Source organism: Microbacterium psychrotolerans, assembly GCF_031085295.1.
GTDB lineage: Bacteria > Actinomycetota > Actinomycetes > Actinomycetales > Microbacteriaceae > Microbacterium > Microbacterium psychrotolerans.
Map to the genome: position 1 here is coordinate 44172 of NZ_JAVFWO010000005.1, position 23979 is coordinate 68150.

The following is a 23979-nucleotide window of genomic DNA, read 5'->3' on the forward strand; positions in this document are numbered from 1 at the left end:
GGAAGGCTCTTCATGACCACCACGATCGCCGCAGCCCCTGCGACCGGAACGAGCTCCGCGGCCCCTCGTCGCCGTCTGCGCGCGGGCGGACGCCGCGCGCTCACCGCTTGGCTGTTCCTGGCACCGTCGCTCATCATCCTGACCGCGTTCACGCTGTACCCCATGATCCAGGCCGTGTACCTGTCGTTCACGGACTACAACCTCATCCGCGCGGCCGAGTTCATCGGCCTGTCGAACTACGTCGAGCTGTTCCAATCGGCGCCCTTCTGGAACGCGTTCACCAACACGGTGGTCTACGCGCTGGTGGTCACTCCGGTGACCGTGATCCTCGCTCTTCTCTTCGCCATCATGCTCAACCAGGCGTTCCACGGTCGGGCGTTCGCACGCACGGCCATCTTCCTGCCGTTCATCGTGTCGCTCGGCATCATCGCGATCGCGTGGGCCTTCCTCCTGGACCCCAACATCGGTCTGCTGTCCTACTGGCTCGGCTTCGTCGGCATCGTGCCGGAGCAGGGATGGCTCAGCGATCCGCGCTATGCCATGGGTGCCGTCATGCTCGTCGGCGTGTGGAAGAACGTCGGCTTCTACATGGTGATCTACCTGGCGGGGCTGCAGTCCATCCCGGTGGACATGTACGAGGCCGCGCGTCTGGACGGCGCCGGCCCCTGGCAGCGGTTCCGGAGCATCACGCTGCCCTTGCTCTCGAACCAGACCCTTCTCGTGATGGTGCTGGCCCTCATCTCGACCCTGCAGGCGTTCGATCAGATCTACGTCATGACGCGAGGCGGACCGTTCTTCCGCACCGAGACGCTTGTCATGCTCATCTATCGCGAGGGGTTCCAGGAGCTGCGCTTCGGCTATGCGTCGGCCATCTCGTTCGTCTTGCTGATCTTCGTGTTCATCCTGTCGATGATCCAGTTCGGCTACCTTCGCCGGAAGCAGGTGACTTACTGATGGCTGTGACCGCTCTTCCCACCGTCGAGGATGATCGTGCCGCGGCGGCTCGTCGCCCTGCGCGGGGGCGCGCCGCGCGCCTGCAGCGCACCACGAGCTGGCTGCTCGCGATCGTGTCCACCATCATCGGGCTGCTCATGCTGCTGCCCATCATCTGGATGGTGTTCACCGCGTTCAAACCCGAGGCGGACATCGTCAGCTACCCGCCCACTCTGTGGCCGCGGGAGCTCACGCTGGACCACTTCATCGACGTGTGGAACCGGATCCCGTTCGCCAGGCTCTACGTCAACACGATCATCTTCGCCGGCGGAGTCACGCTCATATCGTTGCTCTTCGACTCGATGGCGGCGTATGCCCTGGCACGGATCCCGTTCAGGGGGCGGGGCGTCGTCTTCGTCGGCATCCTGCTCCTGCTCATGCTGCCGTTCCAGGTGACGCTCATCCCCCTCTACGACATGCTCAACGGGATGGGGCTGACGAACACCCTGCCGGGTCTCATCATCCCGAGGATGACCAACGCGTTCGGCATCTTCTTCCTGACGCAGTTCTTCCTGTCTCTTCCCAAGGATCTGGAAGAGGCGGCGCGCGTCGACGGGGCGTCGGAGTGGCGCATCTACTCGGGCATCATCATGCCGCTCGCCAAGCCTGCGCTGCTCACGCTGGGCCTGTTCCACTTCCAGTACAACTGGAACGACCTGCTCTGGCCGCTGGTGATGTCGTCGGAGGTGCAGACGTCCACGCTCCCCGCCGGGCTGGCGCTGTTCATGGGACAGCACGTCGTCGAGTACGGACTCCTGATGGCGGGCTCGCTTCTCGCGCTCCTCCCCGTCATCGTGTTCTTCCTCCTCATCCAGAAGAGCTTCGTCGCCGGCATCGCCACGACGGGCCTGAAATGACCTGTTCCGCTGACACAGCGGCACCACGCTCGAGAAAGGACGCCGAATGAGCGGCACCCCCTGGTATCGCGACGGCCGGCTGCGCTACGGCGTCGGCATCGAAGACACCTTCATTCCGCAGGAGCGGATCGGTCACCGCAAGCTCGACGAGTACGAGCTCACCCAGCACTATGCGCGCTGGTCGGACGACCTCGAGCTGGTGGCCGAGAGCGGTGCCGAGTTCCTGCGGTGGGGCATTCCCTGGTATCTCGTCGAGCCGGCTCCGGGCGAGTTCGACTGGGCGTGGGTCGACCGGGTCGCCGCAAAGATGCAGGATCTGGGGCTGCGGTGCATCGTCGACCTGATGCACTACGGAACGCCGCTGTGGCTCGAGAACTCGTTCCTCAACGCGGACTATCCGGAACGGGTCGCCGCGTACGCCCGGGCCGTCGCCGAGCGCTATCGCGATGTCTGGTCCGATTTCACGCCCCTGAACGAGCCGGTTGTGAACGCCGAGTGGTGCGGGCAGAACGGCGCGTGGCCGCCCTACCTCGTCGGTGATGACGGCTTCGTGAAGGTCACCACGCAGCTCGCGCGCGGCATGGTGCGCACGCAGCAAGAGATCGCAGACGTGCACCCGGACGCGGTGTTCGTTCACGTCGATGCCGGCTTCCGCTACGAGGGCGAGACGACGCCGGTGCCGCGCGACTTCCTGGAGGAGCGGAGGTTCGTGGCCCTCGATCTCATCACCGGGCGGCTGGAGTCCGACTCCGTGCTCGGACGGTGGCTGGCGGCGCATGGCGTCTCGAGCGACGAGCTTCAGTGGTTCCGTGACAACGCTGTCACGCCCGACGTCATCGGCATCAACTATTACCCGCGCTTCACGACCGTGCGCATCGAGGATGGCGTCATGACGCCGGAGCGCTCGGATGCCGCAGGCCTGCGGGATCTCGTCGAGCTCTACTCCGCGCGTTACGGCGGCCCGCTGGCGATCACCGAGTCATCGCTCGTGGGCACGCCGGACGAGAAGCTCGAATGGCTGCGTGACTCGGCGCAGGAACTGGGCTCGCTGCGGTCCGAGGGGCATGACATCGTCGCATTCACGTGGTTCCCGTTCTTCACCCTCGTCGACTGGCTCTACCGGTACGACCAGAAGCAGCCCGATGAGTGGTTCCGCGAGTTCGGGCTGGTCGATCTCGTCCGCGGCGCCGATCAAGGTCTGGAGCGGGTGCCGAACAGATCGTTCCAGGCCTTCCGGGAGCTGGCGCTGCGCGGGCGCTGATCAGACGGCGCGGTTGATCAGGCGCGGGCGTCCGGTGCGTCGGACTCGGGTGCGGCCGGCGCGGTGGGCGTCGCGGCATCCGGCCCAGCGGGCGTGGCGGCGTCGGCGGCGGCATCCTCGGCCTGCTCGTCGGTGACCGCGCTGCGCGACCGGGCACGGCGCTCGGCGAGCCCTGCCGTCGCATCCTCGAGCGGCTTACGCAGGAAGAGCACCGACAGGCTCAGGCCGATGAGCGCTGCGAAGATGGCGGCGAGCCAGTAGTACTCCTGCATGATCGGGAACAGCATCAGGATGCCGAACGGCACGAGGAACGCCAGCAGCCGCAGCACCGAGTAGACGATGGCCGAGCGCGCTTTCACCCGTCCATCCTACGTTCGCCCCGCCGGCCGGTTCGGCGACGGTTGCGTCACGGAGCGACCGCGCACGCCCACGCCGGGCCCCGCCCGCCTAGGATGGGAAGATGCCTCGGGTGCTGTTGATACTGGCCCTGGTGGCGACCGCGTTCTGGGTCTTCACCATCGTCGATTGCGCGGTCCAGCCCCCGAGCCGCCACCGCGGTGTGAGCAAGCCCGTTTGGATCCTCATCGTCGTCCTCCTGCCGGTCCTCGGCGGCCTTCTCTGGCTCGTCGTCGGACGCGTGCGGGCATCGACGGTCGCCGCTCGCCGCGCGCCGGACGACGACCCCGAGTTCCTCGGTCGCATCGGCACGATCAGCGATCAGGACGAGCGCATCCGCCGCCTCGAAGAGGAGCTGGCGCAGCTCGACGCCGAGAGCGACGACCCACGCTGGAGCCCTCCGCTGGGGCCGGCGGCATCCGACGACACCACTGCTCCGGGCGGAACGGCCGCCGCAGGCGGCACGGCCGCGCCGGGCACCCCGCCGCAGCCGAAGCCCCCGATCCGGCCCGCCGAGGGCGATGACGACGCCCGCGGCCAGCGCGGGGCCATCGGCTGACGTGACCGACACCCGCCGCGCCGCGGGCGCGCTCGACTCCGCGCCCGCGACCGACGCCGCCGCGGCGCTGCTGTGCCGCCTCGTGGAGCTCGGCCTGCGCCATGTCGTGCTCAGTCCCGGTTCGCGCTCGCAGTCGCTGGCGCTCGTCGCCGCCGAGCTCGAGCGCCGCGGCGCGATCCGTCTGCACGTGCGCATCGACGAACGCGTCGCCGGCTTCACGGCGCTGGGCATCGGGCGGGAGACTCGGATGCCGGCGGCCGTGGTCTGCACCTCCGGCACGGCGGTCGCGAACCTGCTGCCCGCCGCGCTCGAAGCCCACCACGCCGGGGTGCCGCTGCTGCTGCTCACCGCCGACCGCCCGCCCGAGCTGCGCGGCGTCGGCGCCAACCAGACCACCCGTCAGCCGGGGATGTTCGCTCCCACGGTGCGGCTCGAGGCCGATGTGCCGGTGCCGGAGGCGGTCGATCCGGACGGCACGCACGAGCAGAGCGCGATGCTGCGGGCGCTGGCCGACGAGGCCGTCGCCGCCGCACTCGGCGCCGGCACCCGCGCCCCGGGGCCTGTGCACCTGAACCTGCCGTACCGCGAACCACTGGCCGGAGCGCTCCCCGCATGGATGGGTGTGCCCGCGGCAGAGCTCGACACCACCGTCGACGACGACCCCGACGGGCCGCCCGTCGACGCCGAAGCCGAGGACGAGGCATCCGGAGCGCTCTACCAGGGGGGCGGCGGGATCGGCGAGTCCGACGTTCCGACCGAACCCGAGGATGCGCCGCTCGTCCTCGAGCGCGGACCCCGCACGATCGTGCTCGCCGGAGCGGACGCCGGCCCCGATGCCGAGGAGCTCGCGCACGTCGGCGGGTGGCCGCTCGTCGCCGAGATCGTGAGCGGTGCGCGCTTCGGGCGCCACCTCGTGCACGGCTACCGGGAGCTGCTGCGCGACCCCCAGCTCGGCGGGCGCATCGAGCGGGTGGTCGTGCTGGGCCATCCGACGCTCAGCCGCGAGGCTGCGGCGCTCCTCGCCGACGCCGATGTCGAGGTCGTCGCCGTACGGGGCCCCGGCGAACCCCTCAACCTCAACGGCGTCACGTTCGCCGCCGACCGCATCGCCGTCGCGACCGGCGACCCCGACCGCGCCTGGCTCGGGGAATGGCTCCAGGCGTCGCGCGCGGCATCCGTCGATCTCACACCTCCGGCTCCCGACGCCGACGGCCTCTCGTCGGCGGTGCCGGGGGAGCGGCTGGGCGCGATCGCCGCGGAGCTCGAGGTGATTCGCGCGCCGATCGATCGCGCCGCACTCGTCGACGCCGTCTGGCGGGCCTCCTGGCCCCACGACCGCCTCATGTTCGGCTCGTCGCGGCTGGTGCGGGTGGCCGACCAGGTGCTGCCGGGCAAGAAGGTGCCGGTGCATGCGAATCGCGGGCTCGCGGGCATCGACGGCACGATCGCCACGGCGACCGGCATCGCGCTGGCGAGCCAGTCGGCCGGCGTCGCAGGCGTCACGCGCGTGCTGCTGGGCGATCTTGCTCTGCTGCACGACGTCGGCGCGCTGCTGCTGCCTCCGCATGAACAGCAGCCGCGCATCCAGCTCGTGGTCGGCAACGACGGCGGCGGCACCATCTTCGACGGGCTGGAGGTGGCGGCCGTGGCAGGCTCCGACGTGATGGATCGCGTGCTCTACACGCCGCACGCGGTGAGCCTCGAGCAGCTCGCGCTCGCATACGGGTGGGAGTACCGGCGGGTCACCACCCGGTCGGCGCTCGATCAGGCGCTCACGTCGCCGGTCGAGGGTCGTCAGCTCATCGAAGTGCCGCTGGAGCGCTGACCTCCGGCACATCGCCGCGGAACCGGGCGGCGTGGCACGTCAATCCTGGTCGCCGCGCGCCGAAGCAGGCCATGATGGCTCCATGATCGCCTCGAGTCAGAAGCACTGGATCGGCGACGTCGCCGATCTCCTCCGGGTCGGTGACGGGTTCGTCCTCGCCGACGTCGACACCCGTTCCACGCCTGGGTACGCGAAGGACAAGGTGCAGGCCGCGGAAGACCTGAGCGCCGGCGCGGCGCAGCTCGACGAGTACCAGGAGCGGCTCTACGCGCGCAGCCGCGTCGACGCGACGGATGCCGCGGTCCTGCTGGTGCTGCAGGCGATGGACTCCGCGGGCAAGGGCGGCATCATCCGGCACGTGGTGGGGTCGGTGGATCCGCAGGGCATCGTGCTCTCGGCGTTCAAGAAGCCGACGCCCGAGGAGCTCGAGCACGACTTCCTGTGGCGGGTCGAGCAGCGACTGCCCGTGTCGGGCCTCATCGGAGTCTTCGATCGCTCGCACTACGAGGACGTGCTGATCGGGCGCGTGCGACAGCTCGCCCCGGCCGAAGAGATCGAGCGCCGCTATGGCGCCATCAACGAGTTCGAGAAGCGCCTGACCGACACCGGCACCCGGGTGGTCAAGGTGATGCTGCACATCTCTCCCGACGTGCAGAAGAAGCGACTGATGGAGCGCCTCGAGCGCCCCGACAAGCACTGGAAGTACAACCCGGGCGACGTCGACGAGCGGGAGCTCTGGCCGTCGTACATGGCCGCGTACCAGACCGTCTTCGACCGCACCTCGACCGAGCACGCACCGTGGCACGTCGTGCCCGCGGACCGCAAGTGGTACGCGCGCCTCGCCGTGCAGCACCTGCTTCTCGAGGCGCTCGAAGACATCGACCCGCATTGGCCCGCGGCGACCTTCGACGTCGAGGCCGAGAAGAAGCGGCTCGCCGCGAGCTAGCCTCGCGCGCACGCACGGACTTCGCGGAATCGCGCGAATCTCGCAGGCTCCTCGCCGGACCCTCCGAGGCTCGCGCGATTCTGCGCGGTTCACGAAGGGGCCGCGGTATGACATGGGCCAGACAGAGTAGTTGATGCTCTGGAGTACTTGATCTGATAAAGTACTCGACATGACACAAGACGACGCGTTCGCGGCCGACCTGCTGCGCGGTCATACCGACACGATCGTGCTCGGCGTGCTCCGCCGCGGCGACGCGTACGGCTTCGAGATCTACAAGGCGATCCGCGATGCGACCGGCGGCGACCACGAGATCAAAGAGGCGACGCTGTACGCCACCTACCGCCGCCTCGAGAAGGACGGGCTCGTCGAGTCCTACTGGGGCGACGAGTCGCAGGGCGGCCGTCGCAAGTACTACCGCATCACCGACGCGGGCCGCGCCGTCTTCCGCGGCAACGTCGCGGCCTGGACCGCGACCCGGCGCATCATCGACGCACTGCTCGACGTGAAGGAGAGCCAGCAATGAACACCGACATCCACCGTCTCCTCGACGAGGCCTTCCAGGGCATCGATATGACGCCCGATGCCCAGGACCTGAAAGAAGAGGTCCGCGCGAACCTCGTCGCTCGCGTCGACGAGCTCGAGTCGGCCGGCGTCGCGCCGGCCGAAGCCGCCCGCCAGGCCATCGCGGAGCTCGGCGACGTCCGCGCCCTGCTGGAAGAGACATCGGATGCCTCGCCCCGCGCTCTCGCGAACGACTACGCGGCGCTCCAGCAGCGCCACCGGGTGCGACCGCAGCCGGCGTTCGTCGCCAGGATCGTGGCCTGGTCGGCTGTGGCGGTTGCGGCCATCGCGCTCGGCATCCTCGGCGCCGTCGGGGTCCTGGCGATCCCGGTCGGTGCCCAGATCGGGATCTTCGGTCTGGCGTCGACCGCCCTGGCGCTCATCGTGGGCGACTCGCTCTCGCAGGAGACGACGACGAACCACCCGATGCCGCAGAACCGGGCCGCCTCCTACGCGCTGGCCACGTTCCTCGGCGCCTACGGGCTCGGGTTCGCAGGGCTCGTGATCGCGGGCGCGTTGCCGGTGTGGGGCGTCGTGTTCGCCGCTCTCGGCGTGATCGCGTCGATCGTCCTGTTCGCGTTCCTCGGCGCGACCCAGACCAACCGCCACAAGGCCTGGACGCGCGAGGCGCTGCGGAACGAGCCGCCCAACCGGTTCGAACGCGAGCCCGAGACGGCTGCCCGCTTCGGCGTCTACACGGCCGTCATCTGGCTCGTGACGTTCGCCGTGATCGCCGTGCTCGTCTTCACGGTGGGCTGGTGGTGGGCGCCGGTCGCCTTCGTCGCCGGCTTCGCCCTCATGATGCTCGTACTCGCGCGCATGCTGTTCACCCCGGGCAGCGTCGACAAGAAGTCCTGAAAACGTCGGGCGGCGAGCGTCGCCCGACCCCTCAACAACCCATTCGCAGGAAGGGATGCTTCGCCATGCCTGAAAACTCCACCGCCGATGGCACCGCCATCGTCGCCCGTGACCTGATCAAGGTCTACCCGGGTCGCGGCCGCAAACCCGGCGTCCGTGCGCTCGACGGTCTCGGATTCGAGGTTCCGGCCGGCCGCGTGTTCGGGCTGCTCGGACCGAACGGCGCGGGCAAGTCCACCACCACCAAGATCCTCACGACGCTGTCGCGCCCGACGAGCGGCTCCGCCCTCGTCGCCGGTCATGACGTCGCGACCGAGCCCGCAGTCGTTCGCGCCGCCATCGGCTACGTGTCGCAGGGGGCGAGCACGGATCCGCTGCTCACCGCCCGCGAGAACCTGGAGATCGCCGCGCGACTGCGCGGGGTCGCGCCGCGGGACGCGCGCCGCGGTGCGCTGCGGCTGCTCGACGAGTTCGGCCTGGCCGACGCCGTCCGGCGCCCGGTCGGCACCTTCTCGGGCGGCATGCGCCGGCGCCTCGACGTCGCCGCGGCCCTCGTCCACCGGCCGCGCGTGCTCTTCCTCGACGAGCCGACCACGGGCCTGGACCCCGAGGCGCGCGCCACGATGTGGGCCGAGATCCGGCGGCTCGCGGGGGAGGAGGCGCTCACCGTGGTGCTGACCACCCACTACATGGAAGAGGCCGACCGCCTGGCCGACGAGCTGCTCCTGGTCAATCGCGGCCGCGCAGTCGTGCAGGGCACGCCCGGCGAGCTCAAGGCCGCGCTGCACGGCGACTCGGTGCGCGTCTCGCTCGTCGAGCCCGACCCCGCGGCCGTGCGCGCCGCGATCGGGCGCGTGCCGGGACTCCGCGACGTCGTGATCGAGGCTGCCGGTGTCGACGGCGTCCTCGCCGCGCGCACCGACGACGCCTCCGCGGCCGTCGGCGCGGTGATCGCCGCGCTGGATGCCGCAGGAGTCCGCTTCGGGCAGGTCGCGGCATCCCACCCCACCCTCGACGACGTGTACCTGCACTTCGTCGGGCACACGTTCGGCCCGTCGACAGGCGCAGGGACCGCAGACTCGACGGACGCTCTCACGACAGGAGCCGCAGCATGACCCTCGTACTCACCCCCGCCGCCTCACGCGCGGGATGGCTCACGCAGGCCGGACAGGTGCTGCGCCGATGGCTGATCTCCACCATGCGCCAGGTGTGGGGACCGGTGATGTCGCTGATCCAGCCGGTGATCTGGATCGTGCTGTTCGGCGAGGTGTTCCAGTCGCTCGGAGCGTTGCCGCAGTTCGGCGGCGAGGGGTACATCGACTATCTCGTGCCCGGCATCCTCATGATGACGGTGCTGTACTCCGGCGCCTGGGCGGGAACCGGCTACATCGACGACATCAACTCCGGTGTCATGGACCAGTACCTGACCTCGCCGGTGCACCGGTCGGCGATCATCACCGGGCAGCTGGTGCAGCAGCTGATCATCAACCTCGCCCAGTCGTTGGTGGTGCTGGGAATCGGCTGGTTGGCAGGCGCCCGGTACCCCGGCGGGATCGGCGGCATGCTCGTCGCGCTCGGCGTCGCGACGCTGCTGGCGACCGTGTTCTGCTGCGCGTCGACGGCCGTGGCGCTGACGGCGCGCAGCCAGGTCGCGCTCATCAGCCTGTCGCAGCTCATCGTGCTGCCGGCGACGTTCCTGTCGACCACGATGATGCCCGCCGACCTGATGCCCGAATGGGTGCAGGACGTCTCGCGCTGGAACCCGATGACGTGGGCGGTCGAAGTCGGCCGTGGCGGGCTCACCGGCGACTACCCGGCGAACAGCTGGTGGCAGGTCGGCGGCCTGGCGCTGCTCGCGGCGCTGGCCTTCTTCTGGGCCCTGCGCTCGATCCGCGCCTACCAGCGCTCGGTGTGACGAGGTCCGGCCGTCGGCGCCTCGCTCAGGCGAGCGCGTCGACGATCGGCCGGAACTTCACACGCGTCTCGAGCAGCTCCGTCTCGGGGTTGCTCTGCGCGACGATGCCGGCGCCGGCGTGGGCCACCACGGGAATGGTGTCGCGGTCGGCCGCTTCCTCCGGCGCCGGTTCGTGAGCCGGTCGGGGTGTCGCGCCGATCTGCGCGCAGCGCAGGGCGATGGCCCACTCGCCGTTCCCGTCGCCGTCGACCCACCCGACCGGACCGGCGTACCGGCGGCGGTCGAACGGCTCGAGCCGGCGGATGAGGTCGACTGCGGCATCCCGCGGCGTCCCCGCGACGGCCGCCGTCGGGTGCAGCGCCGCCACCAGGTCGAGCGCCGAGGCGTGGTCGGCGAGGTCGCCCGCGACATCCGTCGCCAGATGCCAGAGGTTCGGCAGCTTGAGCGTGAAGGGCTCGGGATCGGCGCTCAGGTGGCTCACGTGCGGGCCGAGCGTCGCAAGAACGCTCTGCACGGCGTAGCGGTGCTCGTCGAGGTCCTTCCCGCTGTGCGCGAGGGAGGTGGATGCCTCGGTGTCATCGTGCGCGTCGGTGCCGCGGGGGATCGTCCCCGCCAGCACGCGTGCGGTCACGACGCCGCGCGAGGCCGTCACGAGGGTCTCGGGGCTGGCGCCGATGAGGCCATCGACGGCGAAGGTCCAGGTGTCGGGGTAGTCGTCGGCCAGGGCGCGGACAAGCCTGCGCAGGTCCGCGCCGGCGGGGATCGTGCCGACGAGATCGCGGGCGAGCACCACCTTCTCGAGTTCGCCGCGGACGATCGCGTCCACGGCCTGCCGTACGGCGGACTGATACCCAGCGGGGTCGAGCGTGCCGGGGCCGAGGGTCGCCGACCAGTAGGGGCCGTACGGCGTCGGCTCGACGACGGGGTCCGGAAGCTCGGTGTCGGCCGGGCGCACGCGGGTCACCCATGACCGCCCGCGATGACGACCGACGACCGTCTGCGGGATCACGAGGCGGCTCGTGCCCGAAGAGCGGTCGTCGAAGACGAACGTGCCGAAGGCGACGAGACCCGTGCCGGGCAGTCCCACCGGATCGTCGACGTCAGCCGCCTCGGCGATCCGACGCCACGTATCGGCCGGAGTGACAGGGTCCGGGCCCCAAGTGCTCTGCGGTCCCCGCTCGTACCCGCCGACGTTTCCGATGCCGACGATGCCGTCGCCGCGGCGCAGCCACGCGAGCGGCTCATCGGGCGAGGCGTACGTGAGGAGGTCGTCGACGTGCTCGATCTCGCGGGTCTCGACCACCAGCGCGGGTGGTCGGTGCGCAGATGTCACCCCTCCAGCCTAGACTCGCGGGGTGACCGCCGACGCCCACCAACAGCTCCTTCCCGGCGCCGCCGACCGCCCTGTGCCCGGTGCACCGCTGCAGTTCCGCTGGACGAAGTGGGACACGAGCGCCCACTGGGTGAACGACGGCATCTACCTCGGCAGCGACCGATGGGGCGACTGGATCGGGCAGCCCGACGGCTGGCGCAACGTCCGCCCGGGGCTGGAGTTCCTCGCCGACGGCCCGAACGTGACGCTTCTCCCGCCGAGCGGGGACTACGCGATGACCGTCCACGGCTCACCCCGCCGCGTGCGCACCTACATCGACATCGCGTGGGACATCCGGTGGGAGAATCGCGAGCCGCGCGGGATCGACATGGACCTCGACGTCGTGAAGGCCATCGACGGCCGCGGGCTCTTCATCGACGATCGCGACGAGTGGGACGAGCATCGCGTCGTCTACGGCTACCCGCTCGACCTCGTAGAGAGGCTGGAGGCGCTCGCGGTCGACCTCGAGCGTCGCGTCGCCGCGGCCGAAGCGCCCTTCGACGACGCGACGCCCGACAGCTGGCTCGCGCGCCTCTCCGCGTACGACGCCGTCGCACCCCCGCCGCCGGTGTCCTTCGCCGGTGCCGCGGGACCGGCCGAGACCTCCGGCCCCGCTCGCCCGGGCAGCGCCGCCTAGACTCGAAGCCGTGGCAGCTCACCCCTCCGATCACGAGCCGAATCGCGCAGACCTGCACAAGGATCCCTCGCGCGTGAGCGGGATGTTCGACCAGGTCGCCGCCGGCTACGACCGCACCAACACCGTGCTCAGCATGGGCAACGACCGGTTCTGGCGGGCTGCCACCACGCGTGCCGTCGACCCTCGTCCCGGCCAGCGCATCCTCGACCTCGCCGCCGGCACCGGCGCGTCCAGCGTCGCGCTCGCCGGGCGCGGCGCCGACGTCGTCGCGGCCGACTTCTCGCCCGGCATGATCGCCGAGGGCGAGCGCCGCCACGGGGCCGGTGCGCCGGGCGGCGGCATCCGGAATCTGTCATTCGTGCAGGCAGACGCGACCGCGCTCCCGTTCGGCGACGACGAGTTCGACACCGTCACGATGTCGTTCGGGCTGCGCAACGTCAACGAGCCCAAGAAGGCGCTGCGCGAGTTGCTGCGCGTCACGAAGCCCGCAGGGCGGCTCGTGATCTGCGAGTTCTCGCACCCGCCGTCGAAGGCCTTCAACGGCCTGTACCGCTTCTACAACGACCGTGTGCTGCCGGTCGTCGCGAAGACAGTGAGCTCGAACGCCGAGGCGTACGACTACCTGAACGAGTCGATCCGCGACTGGCCGGACCAGCACACGCTGGCGGCGTGGATCCGTGAGGCGGGGTGGACCGACGTCGCCCACCGCAACCTGTCGATGGGCATCGTCGCGCTGCACCGAGCCACGAAGCCCGCGGCAGGCGTGGGACGAGTGCAAACGCGCCCCCGGTAGGCTGGGCGTGTGACACCGACAGCGCCGGGCTCGCACATCGCGGGCAAGCTGGGCCTGACCGACCGCATCTTCGCGGGCGCGCGATCGCGCAGCCTGCTCAAGACCGTCGAGGCGGGGCTCAAGCGCGTCGACAGCGCCCTCGAGCGCGAGCTGCGTGTCGCCGACACTCTCGCCGATGCCACCAGCCGCTACCTGTACGACGCCGGCGGCAAGCGGGTGCGCCCGATGCTCGCGCTGCTGACCGCCCAGCTGGGCGAGGGTGCGACCGACGAGGTCATCCAGGCCGCCACGGCGCTCGAGATGACCCACCTCGGCTCGCTCTACCACGACGACGTGATGGATGCCGCCGACAAGCGCCGCGGTGTGCCCAGCGCCCACGCGGTGTGGGGCAACAACGTCGCGATCCTCACCGGTGACCTGCTGTTCTCGCGTGCGAGCCAGATCATGGCCCGCCACGGCGAACGCGCGATCCGGATGCAGGCAGACACGTTCGAGCGGCTGGTGCTGGGCCAGATGCACGAGACCGTGGGCCCGTCCGAAACCGACGACCGCGTCGAGTTCTACCTGAAGGTGCTCTCCGACAAGACCGGGTCGCTGATCGCCGCCGCCGCGCAGTCGGGCGTGATCTTCTCCAACGGTCCTGCGGAGTTCGAAGAGCCGATGGTGACGTTCGGCGAGAAGGCCGGCGTGGCGTTCCAGCTGCTCGACGACGTGATCGATCTGTCCGCCGACCCCGTCGAGACCGGCAAGGTTCCCGGCACCGACCTGCGCGCCGGCGTGCCGACGATGCCGTACCTCGTGCTGGGCGAGCGGAAGGATGCCGCATCCGTCGAGCTGCGCGCGCGCATCGACGACGGCGTTGCGCGCATCGCCGACGGCGCAGACCCCTCGATCCTCGACGAGCCGCTCGCGCAGCTCCGCGATCACGAGGCGACCGAGGCCACCCTCGACCTCGCGCACGCGTGGTCGACCCAGGCGATCGAGGCGCTCGCACCTCTCCCGGACGGCGCCGTGCGCGAAGCCCTCACCCGTTTCGCGCAGGCTGTCGCCGACCGCTCCAGTTAGACGTTCCCGGTCCCTGAGCCTGTCGAAGGGCTCGGGCTTCGAGCCCTTCGACAAGCTCAGGGACCAGCCCCCGTGCGGGGCGCGCTTCCCGAAAGGACCCCCATGACCAAGCTCCGGCTGGCGATCGTCGGTGCAGGACCGGCAGGCATCTACGCCGCCGACATCCTGCTGAAGGCCGAGCGCAAGTTCGACGTGTCGATCGACCTGTTCGAGCAGCTGCCCGCTCCGTACGGGCTGGTCCGCTACGGCGTCGCGCCCGACCACCCGCGCATCAAGGGGATCATCACGGCGCTGCGCGAGGTGCTCGACCGGGGGGACATCCGCATCTTCGGCAATGTGCGCTTCGGCGAGGACATCACCCTCGACGACCTCAAGCACCACTACCACGCCGTCATCTTCGCCACCGGCGCCATCCGCGACACCGACCTCGACATCCCGGGCATCGAAGCCGCAGGATCGTACGGCGCTGCAGACTTCGTGAGCTGGTTCGACGGGCACCCCGACGTGCCGCGCGAATGGCCGCTGGACGCGGCATCCGTCGCCGTCCTCGGCAACGGCAACGTCGCGCTGGACGTGTCGCGCATGCTGGCCAAGCACGCCGAGGATCTGCTGCCCACCGAGATCCCCGACAACGTCTACGAGGGCCTCGCCGCGTCGAAGGTGACCGACGTGCACGTGTTCGGCCGCCGCGGACCCGCGAACGTCAAGTTCACGCCGCTCGAGCTGCGCGAGCTCGGCGAGCTGCGCGACGTCGACATGGTCGTCTACGACGAGGACTTCGACTACGACGACGCGGCGCGCGCCGCCATCGCGAGCAACAAGCAGGTCATGGTCATCGACCGCGTGCTGCAGTCGTGGCGCAAGCGGGACTCGGTCAACAACGCCGGGGGCACGGCTTCCCGCCGTCTGCACCTGCACTTCTACGCGAAGCCGGTGGAGGTCAAGACGGACGCCGAGGGCCGGGTGTCCGCACTCGTCTACGAGCGGACGCGCCCCGACGGCGAGGGTGGCGTGGTCGGCACCGGAGAGATGCGCGAGCTGCCGATCCAGGCGCTGTACCGCGCCGTCGGCTACTTCGGATCGCCGCTGCCCGGCGTCCCCTTCGACAAGCGGCATGGCGTGATCCCGAACCGCGAGGGGCAGGTGCTGAGCAAGGACTCGAACCAGCGGGTCAACGGCGTGTACGCCACCGGCTGGATCAAGCGCGGACCGGTGGGCCTCATCGGTCACACCAAGTCCGACGCGATGGAGACCATCCGTCACCTCATCAACGATCAGGGAACGTGGTGGCAGCCGGCAGACCCGTCGGAGGCGTCGATTCCCGCCCTCCTGGCCGAGCGCGGCGTGAAGTGGACCGATCTCGACGGCTGGCACCGCCTCGATGAGCACGAGATGGCGCTCGGCGTCCCGCACGAGCGGGCGCGCGTCAAGGTCGTGCCGCGCGACGAGATGGTGACGATCTCGCGCGGCGAGTAGCCGGCTCCGTCATCGCGCCTGTCCGCACGCCGGGCCCACACTCCGACCGCTGAACAGGGCGGCGCGCGCCGCCCCCGTAGGCTGAGCGCATGGCCGGGCCATCCCAGACGTGGGTCCCCGATGTCCTCGGGGAGCCGTTCGAGCAGCTGACGCTGTCCCTCGGCGTGGCCGGGGAGCACGGGGACCTCGTCGCCACTCTCGTCCGCAGCATCCCGAACCCGGTGATGACCGCCTTCGCGCCGCTGCGCGACGTCGACGTGCTGTACGTGCACGGCTGGTCCGACTACTTCTTCCAGCGTGAGCTGGCGCGTTTCTGGACCCACCGCGGCGCGCGGTTCTATGCCCTCGACCTGCGCCGCTACGGCCGCAGCCTGCGCGACGGACAGTCTCCGGGCTACATCGATTCGCTCGACGACTACGACGTCGACATCGAGGCCGCGCTGCGGGCCATGGGCCACCACCCCGCCCCGGGCGGCAACGGACGCGGGCCGCACGCCGCGGCCAAACCGGACAGGGCCTCCACGCGCAACGGACGGCGGCTCGTGCTCATGGGCCATTCGACCGGCGGTCTCACGCTCACCCTCTGGGCCGCGCGTCATCCGGGCCGCGCCGACGCGCTCGTGCTGAACAGCCCGTGGCTGGAACTGCAGCTCGGCCCGCTGGGGCGTCAGGCACTCGCACCCCTGGTCGACATGCGTGCCCGCCTCGATCCGCGCGGCACGCAGCCGGCCGTCGACTTCGGGTTCTACACGCGCGCCCAGGATGAGATCGGCAGCCTCCCGAACGGCGAGCATCGGGCGCTGTGGCGCCCCGACCGGGGATTTCCGACGGCGCCGGGCTGGCTGTCCGCGGTCATGGCGGGCCATCGCCGGGTCGCGTCGGGAATCGACGTCGGATGTCCCGCGATGGTGCTGCTGTCGACGGCCTCCACGCCGCCGCTCGCGTGGCGGGAGTCGATGACGTCGACGGACTCGGTGCTCGTCGTCGACGACATCGCCCGCGCCGCGACGAAGGTCGGTGAGCTCGTGACGATCGCACGCATCGAGGGTGCGATCCACGACGTATTCCTCTCGCGTGACGTCCCGCGCGGGCAGGCGTACGATGCTCTGGACCGTTGGGTGAAGGGGTACGTCGTACCGGACTGATAGACCTGGAAATGTCCCCCGAAGAGGGGACAGCGGACACCTAGGTGCCGGGGTTAAGCTGTAGGGGAGATGTCCCCAGCATCTCAGGGAAGGCCCTCCCCAAGAATCCTTCCCAAACCGTCGTCCAGCGCCGCTAACCGGGGGGTTGGTGAGCGAGAGCAGACGACGACAGGCCCCGGGTGTCCCCAGCACCCGGGGCCTTTATCGTTGCCCGGGCGCCCCACCGGCAGCGTGGCGAGTCGCCGGACGCGGCGGAGTGCTCAGTCGGCGCGGCGGGCGAGCACGCGGATGAGCAGCACGTAGGTCGTGAGCGACAGGACGTATCCGAGCAGGTAGACGACGAGCTCCTGCGCGAGGAAGCGGCTGTAGTCGAGCACTCCGTCGGTGAGCGCGGGTGAACTCTGAGCGAGGAAGTACGCCGCGGTCTGGCCGGCGGCGAAGATTCCCAGGAGCGCGAGGACCGCCAGGAGCGCGAGCCAGATGCGGGTGCGCCACACTCGTGCGGTCGCTGCCATCGCCGTGGTCGCGGTCCACGCCGGCACCTCGGGGTCCAGCCAGCCGTTCACCTTGGGGATCAGGATGATCGCGGCGATGAACGCGGCGTTGAGAAGGGTGCCGCCGACGCCGCTGAATGCGGCGATGCCGGTGTCACCGCGCACGAGCGTCGGGATCAGCAGGATGACGAGCACCGGCAGCGTCGCGACCACGGCCGACATCGCGGCCCGGAGAAAGCGCACGGGGCGTCAGCGTTCGTCCGCGAGCCGCGCCGCGATGGCGGTGCTGCGTCGTCTGGTCGTGTCGGCGAAGACGCGATTCCGAGGGCGGCGGGGGGTCACGGTCGCGGATCGCCGGTCCGGCTGAGGAGTGGCCATGGGGCATGGTATCGCCCGGCGAACCGGCCCGGACCGAGCCGCCTCGAGGAGTCGCTCTGAACGCCGCACGGCCACCGGCGACCTCGGTCAGGGCGCGGCACCCAGAATTCATCTGATGGTGCATGGACCGTCGCTGCGAGGTGTGTGACACTTGCGCGCATGGGCATGGAGCAGATCTGGGCGCGCCTGTCCGCGGAGACGCGCGACTGGCTGATTGCGAACAACGGCGATGCGGTCCCGGTCGACATCGCTGCCGAGATCGACGAGCTCGTCGAGGCGGCTGACGCGGAAGACGTGTGGGCGATCGAGCCGGGAGCCGCGCCCGCTGTATCGGAGCCGGAGGACGAGATTCAGGATGCCGACGAGGATCCCGGAGCCCGCTACCTCGCCGAGGACGCCATCGACTGGATCGAAGAGACCGCGAACGACGAATAGCGGATCTGCTCGGGGGTCTCTCTGGCGTCCCTCGTGGAACGCACCCGCGGTGCGGATCGCGGTGATCTACCTGGCCTCGCGGCTCGTCACGACCTCGTTCTTCCTCCTCGCCGCACGACTGTCGCCCCCGGGGTCCCGGTTCGGTCCCGGTGCGGACCTGGCCACCTATGTCGTCGCGTGGGACGCGCAGTACTACCACCGCATCGCATCGGAGGGGTATCCGGTCGAGCTCCCGCTCACGGCGGCAGGCGACGTCGCGCAGAATGCCTGGGCATTCATGCCGTTCTTTCCGTGGGCGGCCGGCGCGGCCGGATGGCTCCTCGGCTCCTGGACGGCGGGCGCGGTGGCGCTGGCACTCATCGCCGGCTACCTGTGCTGCCTGGTTCTCCGCAGCATCCTGAAGCCCGGGATCGGTGAGACCGCGGCGCTATGGGCGGTCGGGTTCTTCGCCTCGGCTCCGCTGGCCGCGATGTTCCAGGTCGGCTACGCCGAGGCGCCGTTCCTGCTGCTGGTCCTGCTCGGTATCCGCGGCCTGCAGCGACGGCAGTACGGCATGCTGTACGCGATCATCCCCGCGATGGCGTTCACACGACCGGGCGTGCTCGCGTTCGCATTGTTCCTCGGCCTCTTCGGCGTCCGTCGATGGCTGACGCGATCGCGCGAGCCGTTCGCGCCGCGCGAGGTGGTGCACGTCGTCGCGCTCGCTGGCATCGCGACCGTGCTCGGATTCTCCTGGCAGGTGATCGCCGGACTGGTGACCGGTCGCGACGACGCCTATCTCGCGACCGAACTCTCGTGGCGGCGGCTGTGGGTCGGTGACGCGGGCGGATTCGTGCCCTTCGAAGGCTGGCTGCAGGCGGCGGACTACTGGTTCCGGTCGTGGGGTCTCGCTCCGGTCTGGGGTCTCCTCGGCCTGGGACTGCTCGTCGTCGCCACCGGCGCCGTGCTGGCGTTCAGCCCACATGTCGCCCGTCTGGGACCCGAGATCCGGCTGTGGGCGGCCAGCTATGTCATCTACCTGCTGGCGGTCTTCCTCCCGCAGTCGAGTGTGTTCCGGATCCTCTTCCCGCTCTCACCGCTCTGGGGTGCTGTGGCCGCCCCGCGGAGCCTGCCCTGGCGGCTCGCCGTTCTGGCCGCCTGCCTCGTCGGTCAATGGTGGTGGATCTGGAACATGTACGGGCTCGGAACCGAGTTCTGGCACATTCCCTGACCGCTCGGGGCACGGTTCCGATCTCGAGTCCGGCCGGCGGCGCTGACACCGCCGTGCGCGTCGATCCGGCAGCCATCGCCAGCTGTTCACCGGGCGTTCCATTCGCGGTCCGGCGGTCTCGTAATTCGTGGTCACCTCGCGGAGTTTGCATACCGGTGTTCTCGAAATCTCCCGAATCCCCGGAAGGAACATCCTCATGCGCCGCGTCGCACCCCCCGCCCTCGGTCTCCTCGGCATCGCCGCTCTCACTCTCACCGGATGCGCGGGCACCGCGTCCGCATCGGACGCGGACGGCGCCGCCGATGCTCCCATCACCATCGCGACGATCCCGCTCGGTGACGACCCGTCGGCCGAGAACCCGATCGAGGCTTTCGCAGAGCTGCTCGAGGCCGAGACGGGTCGCACCGTCGAGGTCACCGACGTTCCCGACTACCTCAGCGTCGTCGAGGCGATCCGCGCCGACCACGTGGACATCGGCATCATGAGCGGTTTCCCCTCTGCCCTCGCCGTCAACACCGGAGAGGTCGACGCCCTGCTCGGCTGGAAGGGCGACGACACCCCGGTCTCCACCTGCGTCGTGCTGCAGGACTCACCCATTCAGGAGGTCGAAGACCTTGAGGGTGCGACCGTCGCGTTCGCCGACCAGGCCTCGAGCTCGGGCTACTTCATGCCGGTCTACATGCTGCACGAGGCAGGCCTCGAACAGGACGCGGACTACGAGGCGATCTTCGCGGGCGGCCACGAGGGCAGCTTCGCCGCGCTGGAACAGGGGCAGGTGGATGCCGCCTGCACCGCGATCATGCTGACACAGCTGGGTGAGCCGTACTTCCCGTTCGCGGACGGCGAGTGGCGCGGGGTCGGAGAGAGCCCGTCGATGCCTGTCGCGGGAACGGTGCTCGCCCGCCAGTCGCTCGACGACGAGACCCGCGCGCTGCTCGAGGAGGCGCTGCCGGCCGTGTTCTCGGAGGAGAACGCCGAAGCGCTCGGCGCGCTCGGCGAGGGGTTCATCGGCAGAGAGACGATCATCGCCCCCGGGCCCGACCTCTTCGAGGGCTTCGTCGACATCGCGGCGGTCGCGGGCGTGAAGCTCGAGGATCTGCGCTGATGACGCTCGCCATGGCGTCGGATGTCGAGGCGGCGGCATCCATCAATCCTGTCGTCGCCGTCCGCGGCCTGGCTGTGGCGTACGACCGCACCCCGGTCCTGCGCGGTGTCGACCTCGATCTGTATGCCGGTGAGACCGTGGCACTGCTCGGGGCTTCCGGGTCGGGCAAGTCCACACTGATGCGCAGCCTCACCGGGTTCGCCCCGATCACCGCCGGGAGCGTCCGCGTCGCCGGAGGCGAGGTGGCGGCCATGCGTCCCCGCGAGCTGAGGGCACTGCGGGCGGAGGTCGGCCAGGTGTTCCAGCAGTTCAACCTCATCCCGCGGCTCAGTGTGCTCACCAACGTGCTCACCGGCTGTCTGCACCGAGCGGGCGCCTTCAACCTCGTCGGCGGCTTCACACGTGAGCAGCGCACGCGCGCGCTCGACCTGCTCGATCGGGTCGGCATCGCCCACAAGGCGACCGAGCCCGCGCGCTCGCTGAGCGGCGGCCAGCAGCAGCGCGTCGCCATCGCCCGGGCGCTCATGCAGCGCCCACGCGTGATCCTCGCCGACGAGCCGGTGGCCTCACTCGATCCGAAGCTCGCCGACTCGGTGCTCGGTCTCCTGCGCGACATCGCGCGTCAGGACCGCATTCCGGTGCTGGTGAGCCTGCACGTGCTGCCGCTCGCTCTGGCGCACAGCGACCGGATCGTCGGCCTCCGCCACGGCGAGGTCGTCGTGGCGGCGCCGACTTCGCAGCTCGACGCCGCGGCGCTCGCCGTGGTCTACGACGACGAGGAGGGGACCGATGAGCATCACGACTGAGCGCCCGCGCGGCGAGAAGTCGCCGGCCCAGCCGGAACTCGACCCAGCCGAGCGCGACCGTCTCGAACACGCCTTCCGGATCCCGCGGGCGCGATTCGGACTCGGACTGGTCGCCGCGTTCGCAGTGCTGGTGTGGTCGTTCCAGGGGGCGGAATTCAACTTCGCCAAGCTCGCGGACGGTGCGGTCAACATGACCGAGTTCCTCGGGAGACTCTTTCCGCCGGACTTCTCCGACTTCGGCACGATCATCGCCCTGCTCATCGAGACGCTGCAGATGGCGATCGTCGGCACCGTCCTCGGAGCGGTGTTCTCCCTGATCGTCGCGTTCGGAGCGGCATCCAACATCGCCCCGAAGTGGGTGTACTACCCGTGCCGGTGGCTGATGAACATCATCCGCTCGGTGCCGGATCTCGTGTTCGCGCTCATGTTCGTCTCGGCCGTCGGCCTCGGCCCGTTCGCAGGCATCCTGGCGATGACCCTCGGCTCGATCGGATCCATCGGCAAGGTGTTCGCCGAGGCGATGGAGTCCGTCGACCGCGGTCCCTTGGTCGCCATGGAGGCCGTCGGCGCCTCGAAGCGGCAGGTCGTGCAGTACGGGGTGCTGCCCCAGGCGGCGCCGCTGCTGGTCTCGTACACGCTGCTGCTGTTCGAGGGCAACGTGCGCGGGGCCACAATCCTGGGCCTCGTCGGCGCCGGCGGCATCGGCCTCGAACTCACCACCGCGATGCGCATGTACGACTACGGACACCTCTGCGCCATCGTCCTCTGCATCATCGTCCTGGTCACGGCCATCGATCAGGGCAGCGCATTCATTAGAAGGAGAATCACATGACCACCGCCCTCATCGACCTCGAGCTGAGCGCCCCCGTCAACCTTCGCGACCTCGGCGGGATCCCCGTGGCGGGCGGAGTGCTGAGAGACGGATTCGCTCTCCGGGCCGACGACCTCGCCGTCGTCACCGAGCGGGACGCGCACGAACTCGTCGATCGCGGCCTCGTCGCGGTCATCGACCTGCGCACGAACGACGAAGCGGTCCTCACCGGGCGGGGGCCGCTCGCCGAGCAGCCCGTCGCGTACCACCACCTTCCGCTCATGGCGAGCATCGGCTCGGGGATGCCGCAGCGCGGGCGGGTGCCGTTCGATCACGTGAGCATGGGTGAGATGTACGCGCACATGGTGGAGACCTCCGCGCCGCAGCTCGCGGCGGCGCTTTCGCTGATCGCGCTGGCCCCCGGCGCGACGGCGTTCCACTGCGCCGCGGGACGTGACCGCACCGGCGTCCTCGCCGCGATGCTCCTGCTCGCACTGGGGGCCTCCGACGACGCCATCGTCACCGACTATGCGCGCACCGACGCCAACATGATCGCCATCCAGGCGCGCATGAAACCGGTGATGGGAGTCCTGCTCGCCCGCCTCGGCTTCGACCTCGACGACATGGCCGGGCTGACGACGGACACACAGCCCATGGATGTCTCGATGCGCACCATGCTCGCCCGGCTCAGAGAACGCCACGGCGACGCCCTCGGCCCGGTGCGGGCGGCCGGCCTCACGGACGACATCGTGGCCCGGCTGCGCGCCCGAGCGGTGGCCGAGTGAGCCTATCGGCGACGGCGCAGCCGACCGGGGACGTGGTTCGCCGCGGCCCCGGTCGGCCGCGTGACGAGGAACTCGATCGTCAGATCCTGGACGGTGCGCTCGCGCTCATCGACGACGGAGAATCCGTCACCGTGCGACGTCTGGTGCAACGCAGCGGAGTCACCCGGGCGGCGATCTACCGGCGATGGCCCTCACTCACAGCCCTGGTCGCGGCGGCGCTGGATGTCGGCCGCACCGTTCCTCCCGACATCCCCCTCGATGGCGACCTGCGCGAGTGCATAAGGGCTGCGATGTTCGGCGGGCAGAGCGTGAGCCTGGTCGGCTACTCGGAGGAACGGTTCCGCCAGCGCATACGCCTCGCGATGGCGGATCGCGAGCTGCAGAAGGCGTATTGGACGTCGCACGTCGCGCGACGCCGGTCCTCGATGGAACGCGCGCTCGCGGCGGGCATCGAGAGGGGCGTCCTTCGAGATGGCCTGGATCCGGCGACGTGCTTCGACCTTCTCGCAGGGGTCGTGTACTACCAGCTCGTCGTGCGTGGGACCGAGCTGAGCGATCCCGTCGTCTGGCAGCGGTGTCAAGACGCCTTCGACATCGCGTGGCGAGGCATGCTCGCCACGGCAGATTCCGCCGACGGGGGAGACGGTCCTGTCCAGCACCGCGATGAGCAGACCTGAGCCGTCGCGGACCCGATGGAACCCATACGCCCATTCCGGCGATTTCGCCAGGGGGTCCTATGCAAGGGTCAGCCTGCTTAACGTGTCTCCCCGAAGCGGCCAATCGGCCGACTTCCGAATCGCACACACAACGAAGGAGTTGTCATGTCCTCATCATGGGATGCGTGGAACTACCGACAATCGGTGGGTCGCGGAGCGGGGTCCAGGAACCTCGTGGGCTACCACGTGCATGCGACCGACGGTGACATCGGCAAGATCGACGAAGCCAGCGACGACGCAGGTTCCAGCCGGATCGTTGTCGACACCGGTCCATGGATCTTCGGCCGGAAGGTGATTCTTCCCGCCGGAACCATTCAGCGCGTCGATGACGACGAGGAGAAGGTCTACGTAGACCTGACGAAAGACCAGATCAAGAACTCTCCCGAGTGGGACCCGGACACCACGGGAGACGACGACGAGTACCGGGGCCGCCTGGACACGTACTACGGCGACCTCTACCGGTGACACAGCGCGCGATGCCCGGCTCACCGCCGGGCATCGCCGTGTGCTGTCGCGTCGTCGCGCCGCGCGGACCGACCGGGTCCAGCGCGATCGCTACCGGCAGCCGGCCTCGGGGTGG

26 protein-coding genes are annotated in these 23979 nt (G+C 69.9%); 23 read left to right on the forward strand and 3 right to left on the reverse strand.

Annotation, left to right across the window (positions count from 1 at the left end):
• Positions 1-12 precede the first annotated feature (12 nt).
• From Q9R08_RS16020 to Q9R08_RS16030, 3 genes are read left to right on the forward strand one after another with little or no spacing between them, the layout of a single operon-like run.
• Positions 13-954 carry a carbohydrate ABC transporter permease gene (locus Q9R08_RS16020; protein ID WP_308869146.1) on the forward strand — a complete coding sequence of 314 codons (942 nt, stop codon included), beginning with the start codon at positions 13-15 and terminating at the stop codon, positions 952-954.
• Positions 954-1850: a carbohydrate ABC transporter permease gene (locus Q9R08_RS16025; RefSeq protein ID WP_308869147.1), complete on the forward strand. Its 897-nt coding sequence runs from the start codon at positions 954-956 to the stop codon at positions 1848-1850. The genes Q9R08_RS16020 and Q9R08_RS16025 overlap by 1 nt, the downstream gene beginning before the upstream one ends.
• A gap of 46 nt (positions 1851-1896) precedes the next feature.
• Complete coding sequence (locus Q9R08_RS16030; RefSeq protein ID WP_308869148.1) at positions 1897-3111, forward strand: family 1 glycosylhydrolase; 1215 nt, start codon at positions 1897-1899, stop codon at positions 3109-3111.
• Between the two features lie 17 nt (positions 3112-3128).
• On the opposite strand, the gene Q9R08_RS16035 is transcribed toward Q9R08_RS16030, so the two are convergent.
• Positions 3129-3470, reverse strand: coding sequence for a DUF4229 domain-containing protein (locus Q9R08_RS16035; protein WP_308869149.1), 342 nt, complete (start codon positions 3468-3470; stop codon positions 3129-3131).
• A 101-nt stretch (positions 3471-3571) separates the two neighbouring features.
• On the opposite strand from Q9R08_RS16035, the gene Q9R08_RS16040 reads away from it, so the two are divergent.
• The 7 genes from Q9R08_RS16040 to Q9R08_RS16070 all read left to right on the forward strand — a co-directional run bounded on the left by Q9R08_RS16040 (position 3572) and on the right by Q9R08_RS16070 (position 10171).
• Entirely contained in the window at positions 3572-4066 is a 495-nt protein-coding gene (locus tag Q9R08_RS16040) for a PLDc N-terminal domain-containing protein (RefSeq protein WP_308869150.1), read from the forward strand.
• A complete protein-coding gene (gene menD / locus Q9R08_RS16045; protein WP_418001362.1) occupies positions 4029-5891 on the forward strand; it encodes a 2-succinyl-5-enolpyruvyl-6-hydroxy-3-cyclohexene-1-carboxylic-acid synthase in 1863 nt (620 codons plus the stop codon). The genes Q9R08_RS16040 and menD overlap by 38 nt, the downstream gene beginning before the upstream one ends.
• Before the next feature lie 82 nt (positions 5892-5973).
• A complete protein-coding gene (locus Q9R08_RS16050; protein ID WP_308869152.1) occupies positions 5974-6837 on the forward strand; it encodes a polyphosphate kinase 2 family protein in 864 nt (287 codons plus the stop codon).
• Positions 6838-7006: 169 nt separating this feature from the next.
• Positions 7007-7360, forward strand: coding sequence for a PadR family transcriptional regulator (locus Q9R08_RS16055; protein ID WP_308869153.1), 354 nt, complete (start codon positions 7007-7009; stop codon positions 7358-7360).
• Positions 7357-8256, forward strand: a complete 900-nt coding sequence (locus Q9R08_RS16060; protein WP_308869154.1) for a permease prefix domain 1-containing protein — start codon at positions 7357-7359, stop codon at positions 8254-8256. Before Q9R08_RS16055 ends, Q9R08_RS16060 begins: the two co-directional genes overlap by 4 nt.
• A gap of 65 nt (positions 8257-8321) precedes the next feature.
• The gene (locus tag Q9R08_RS16065) at positions 8322-9371 is read left to right on the forward strand and encodes an ABC transporter ATP-binding protein (RefSeq protein ID WP_308869155.1); all 1050 of its coding nucleotides are present in this window, start codon (positions 8322-8324) and stop codon (positions 9369-9371) included.
• Positions 9368-10171 (forward strand): ABC transporter permease, encoded by an 804-nt coding sequence (locus tag Q9R08_RS16070; protein ID WP_308869156.1) that lies wholly within the window; start codon positions 9368-9370, stop codon positions 10169-10171. Before Q9R08_RS16065 ends, Q9R08_RS16070 begins: the two co-directional genes overlap by 4 nt.
• Before the next feature lie 25 nt (positions 10172-10196).
• Here the strand turns inward: Q9R08_RS16070 and Q9R08_RS16075 are convergent, their stop codons facing one another.
• The gene (locus tag Q9R08_RS16075; RefSeq protein WP_308869157.1) at positions 10197-11504 is read right to left on the reverse strand and encodes an isochorismate synthase; all 1308 of its coding nucleotides are present in this window, start codon (positions 11502-11504) and stop codon (positions 10197-10199) included.
• Positions 11505-11526: 22 nt separating this feature from the next.
• On the opposite strand from Q9R08_RS16075, the gene Q9R08_RS16080 reads away from it, so the two are divergent.
• The 5 genes from Q9R08_RS16080 to Q9R08_RS16100 all read left to right on the forward strand — a co-directional run bounded on the left by Q9R08_RS16080 (position 11527) and on the right by Q9R08_RS16100 (position 16659).
• Positions 11527-12180 (forward strand): DUF402 domain-containing protein, encoded by a 654-nt coding sequence (locus Q9R08_RS16080; RefSeq protein ID WP_308869158.1) that lies wholly within the window; start codon positions 11527-11529, stop codon positions 12178-12180.
• Between the two features lie 10 nt (positions 12181-12190).
• Complete coding sequence (locus Q9R08_RS16085; RefSeq protein WP_308869159.1) at positions 12191-12973, forward strand: demethylmenaquinone methyltransferase; 783 nt, start codon at positions 12191-12193, stop codon at positions 12971-12973.
• A 9-nt stretch (positions 12974-12982) separates the two neighbouring features.
• The gene (locus Q9R08_RS16090) at positions 12983-14038 is read left to right on the forward strand and encodes a polyprenyl synthetase family protein (protein WP_308869160.1); all 1056 of its coding nucleotides are present in this window, start codon (positions 12983-12985) and stop codon (positions 14036-14038) included.
• Between the two features lie 102 nt (positions 14039-14140).
• Positions 14141-15514 carry an FAD-dependent oxidoreductase gene (locus Q9R08_RS16095; RefSeq protein WP_308869161.1) on the forward strand — a complete coding sequence of 458 codons (1374 nt, stop codon included), beginning with the start codon at positions 14141-14143 and terminating at the stop codon, positions 15512-15514.
• Positions 15515-15603: 89 nt separating this feature from the next.
• Entirely contained in the window at positions 15604-16659 is a 1056-nt protein-coding gene (locus Q9R08_RS16100; protein ID WP_308869162.1) for an alpha/beta hydrolase, read from the forward strand.
• 260 nt (positions 16660-16919) lie between these two features.
• Here Q9R08_RS16100 and Q9R08_RS16105 read toward each other — a convergent pair whose 3' ends face one another.
• Positions 16920-17396 (reverse strand): hypothetical protein, encoded by a 477-nt coding sequence (locus Q9R08_RS16105; RefSeq protein WP_308869163.1) that lies wholly within the window; start codon positions 17394-17396, stop codon positions 16920-16922.
• A gap of 294 nt (positions 17397-17690) precedes the next feature.
• Here Q9R08_RS16105 and Q9R08_RS16110 point away from each other — a divergent pair, with 294 nt between their 5' ends.
• The 8 genes from Q9R08_RS16110 (at position 17691) to Q9R08_RS16145 (ending at position 23864) form a co-directional block, all read left to right on the forward strand.
• Entirely contained in the window at positions 17691-17966 is a 276-nt protein-coding gene (locus Q9R08_RS16110; protein ID WP_308869164.1) for a hypothetical protein, read from the forward strand.
• Positions 17967-18015: 49 nt separating this feature from the next.
• Positions 18016-19176 carry a hypothetical protein gene (locus Q9R08_RS16115; RefSeq protein WP_308869165.1) on the forward strand — a complete coding sequence of 387 codons (1161 nt, stop codon included), beginning with the start codon at positions 18016-18018 and terminating at the stop codon, positions 19174-19176.
• 196 nt (positions 19177-19372) lie between these two features.
• On the forward strand, positions 19373-20281 hold the full coding sequence (gene phnD / locus Q9R08_RS16120; RefSeq protein ID WP_308869166.1) for a phosphate/phosphite/phosphonate ABC transporter substrate-binding protein: 909 nt from the start codon (positions 19373-19375) through the stop codon (positions 20279-20281).
• Complete coding sequence (locus tag Q9R08_RS16125) at positions 20281-21087, forward strand: phosphonate ABC transporter ATP-binding protein (protein ID WP_308869167.1); 807 nt, start codon at positions 20281-20283, stop codon at positions 21085-21087. Before phnD ends, Q9R08_RS16125 begins: the two co-directional genes overlap by 1 nt.
• Entirely contained in the window at positions 21071-21919 is an 849-nt protein-coding gene (gene phnE, locus Q9R08_RS16130) for a phosphonate ABC transporter, permease protein PhnE (RefSeq protein WP_308869168.1), read from the forward strand. Before Q9R08_RS16125 ends, phnE begins: the two co-directional genes overlap by 17 nt.
• Positions 21916-22683, forward strand: coding sequence for a tyrosine-protein phosphatase (locus Q9R08_RS16135; protein ID WP_308869169.1), 768 nt, complete (start codon positions 21916-21918; stop codon positions 22681-22683). The genes phnE and Q9R08_RS16135 overlap by 4 nt, the downstream gene beginning before the upstream one ends.
• On the forward strand, positions 22680-23360 hold the full coding sequence (locus Q9R08_RS16140) for a TetR/AcrR family transcriptional regulator (protein ID WP_308869170.1): 681 nt from the start codon (positions 22680-22682) through the stop codon (positions 23358-23360). The genes Q9R08_RS16135 and Q9R08_RS16140 overlap by 4 nt, the downstream gene beginning before the upstream one ends.
• 213 nt (positions 23361-23573) lie before the next feature.
• On the forward strand, positions 23574-23864 hold the full coding sequence (locus Q9R08_RS16145; protein WP_308869171.1) for a PRC-barrel domain containing protein: 291 nt from the start codon (positions 23574-23576) through the stop codon (positions 23862-23864).
• Positions 23865-23979: the final 115 nt, after the last annotated feature.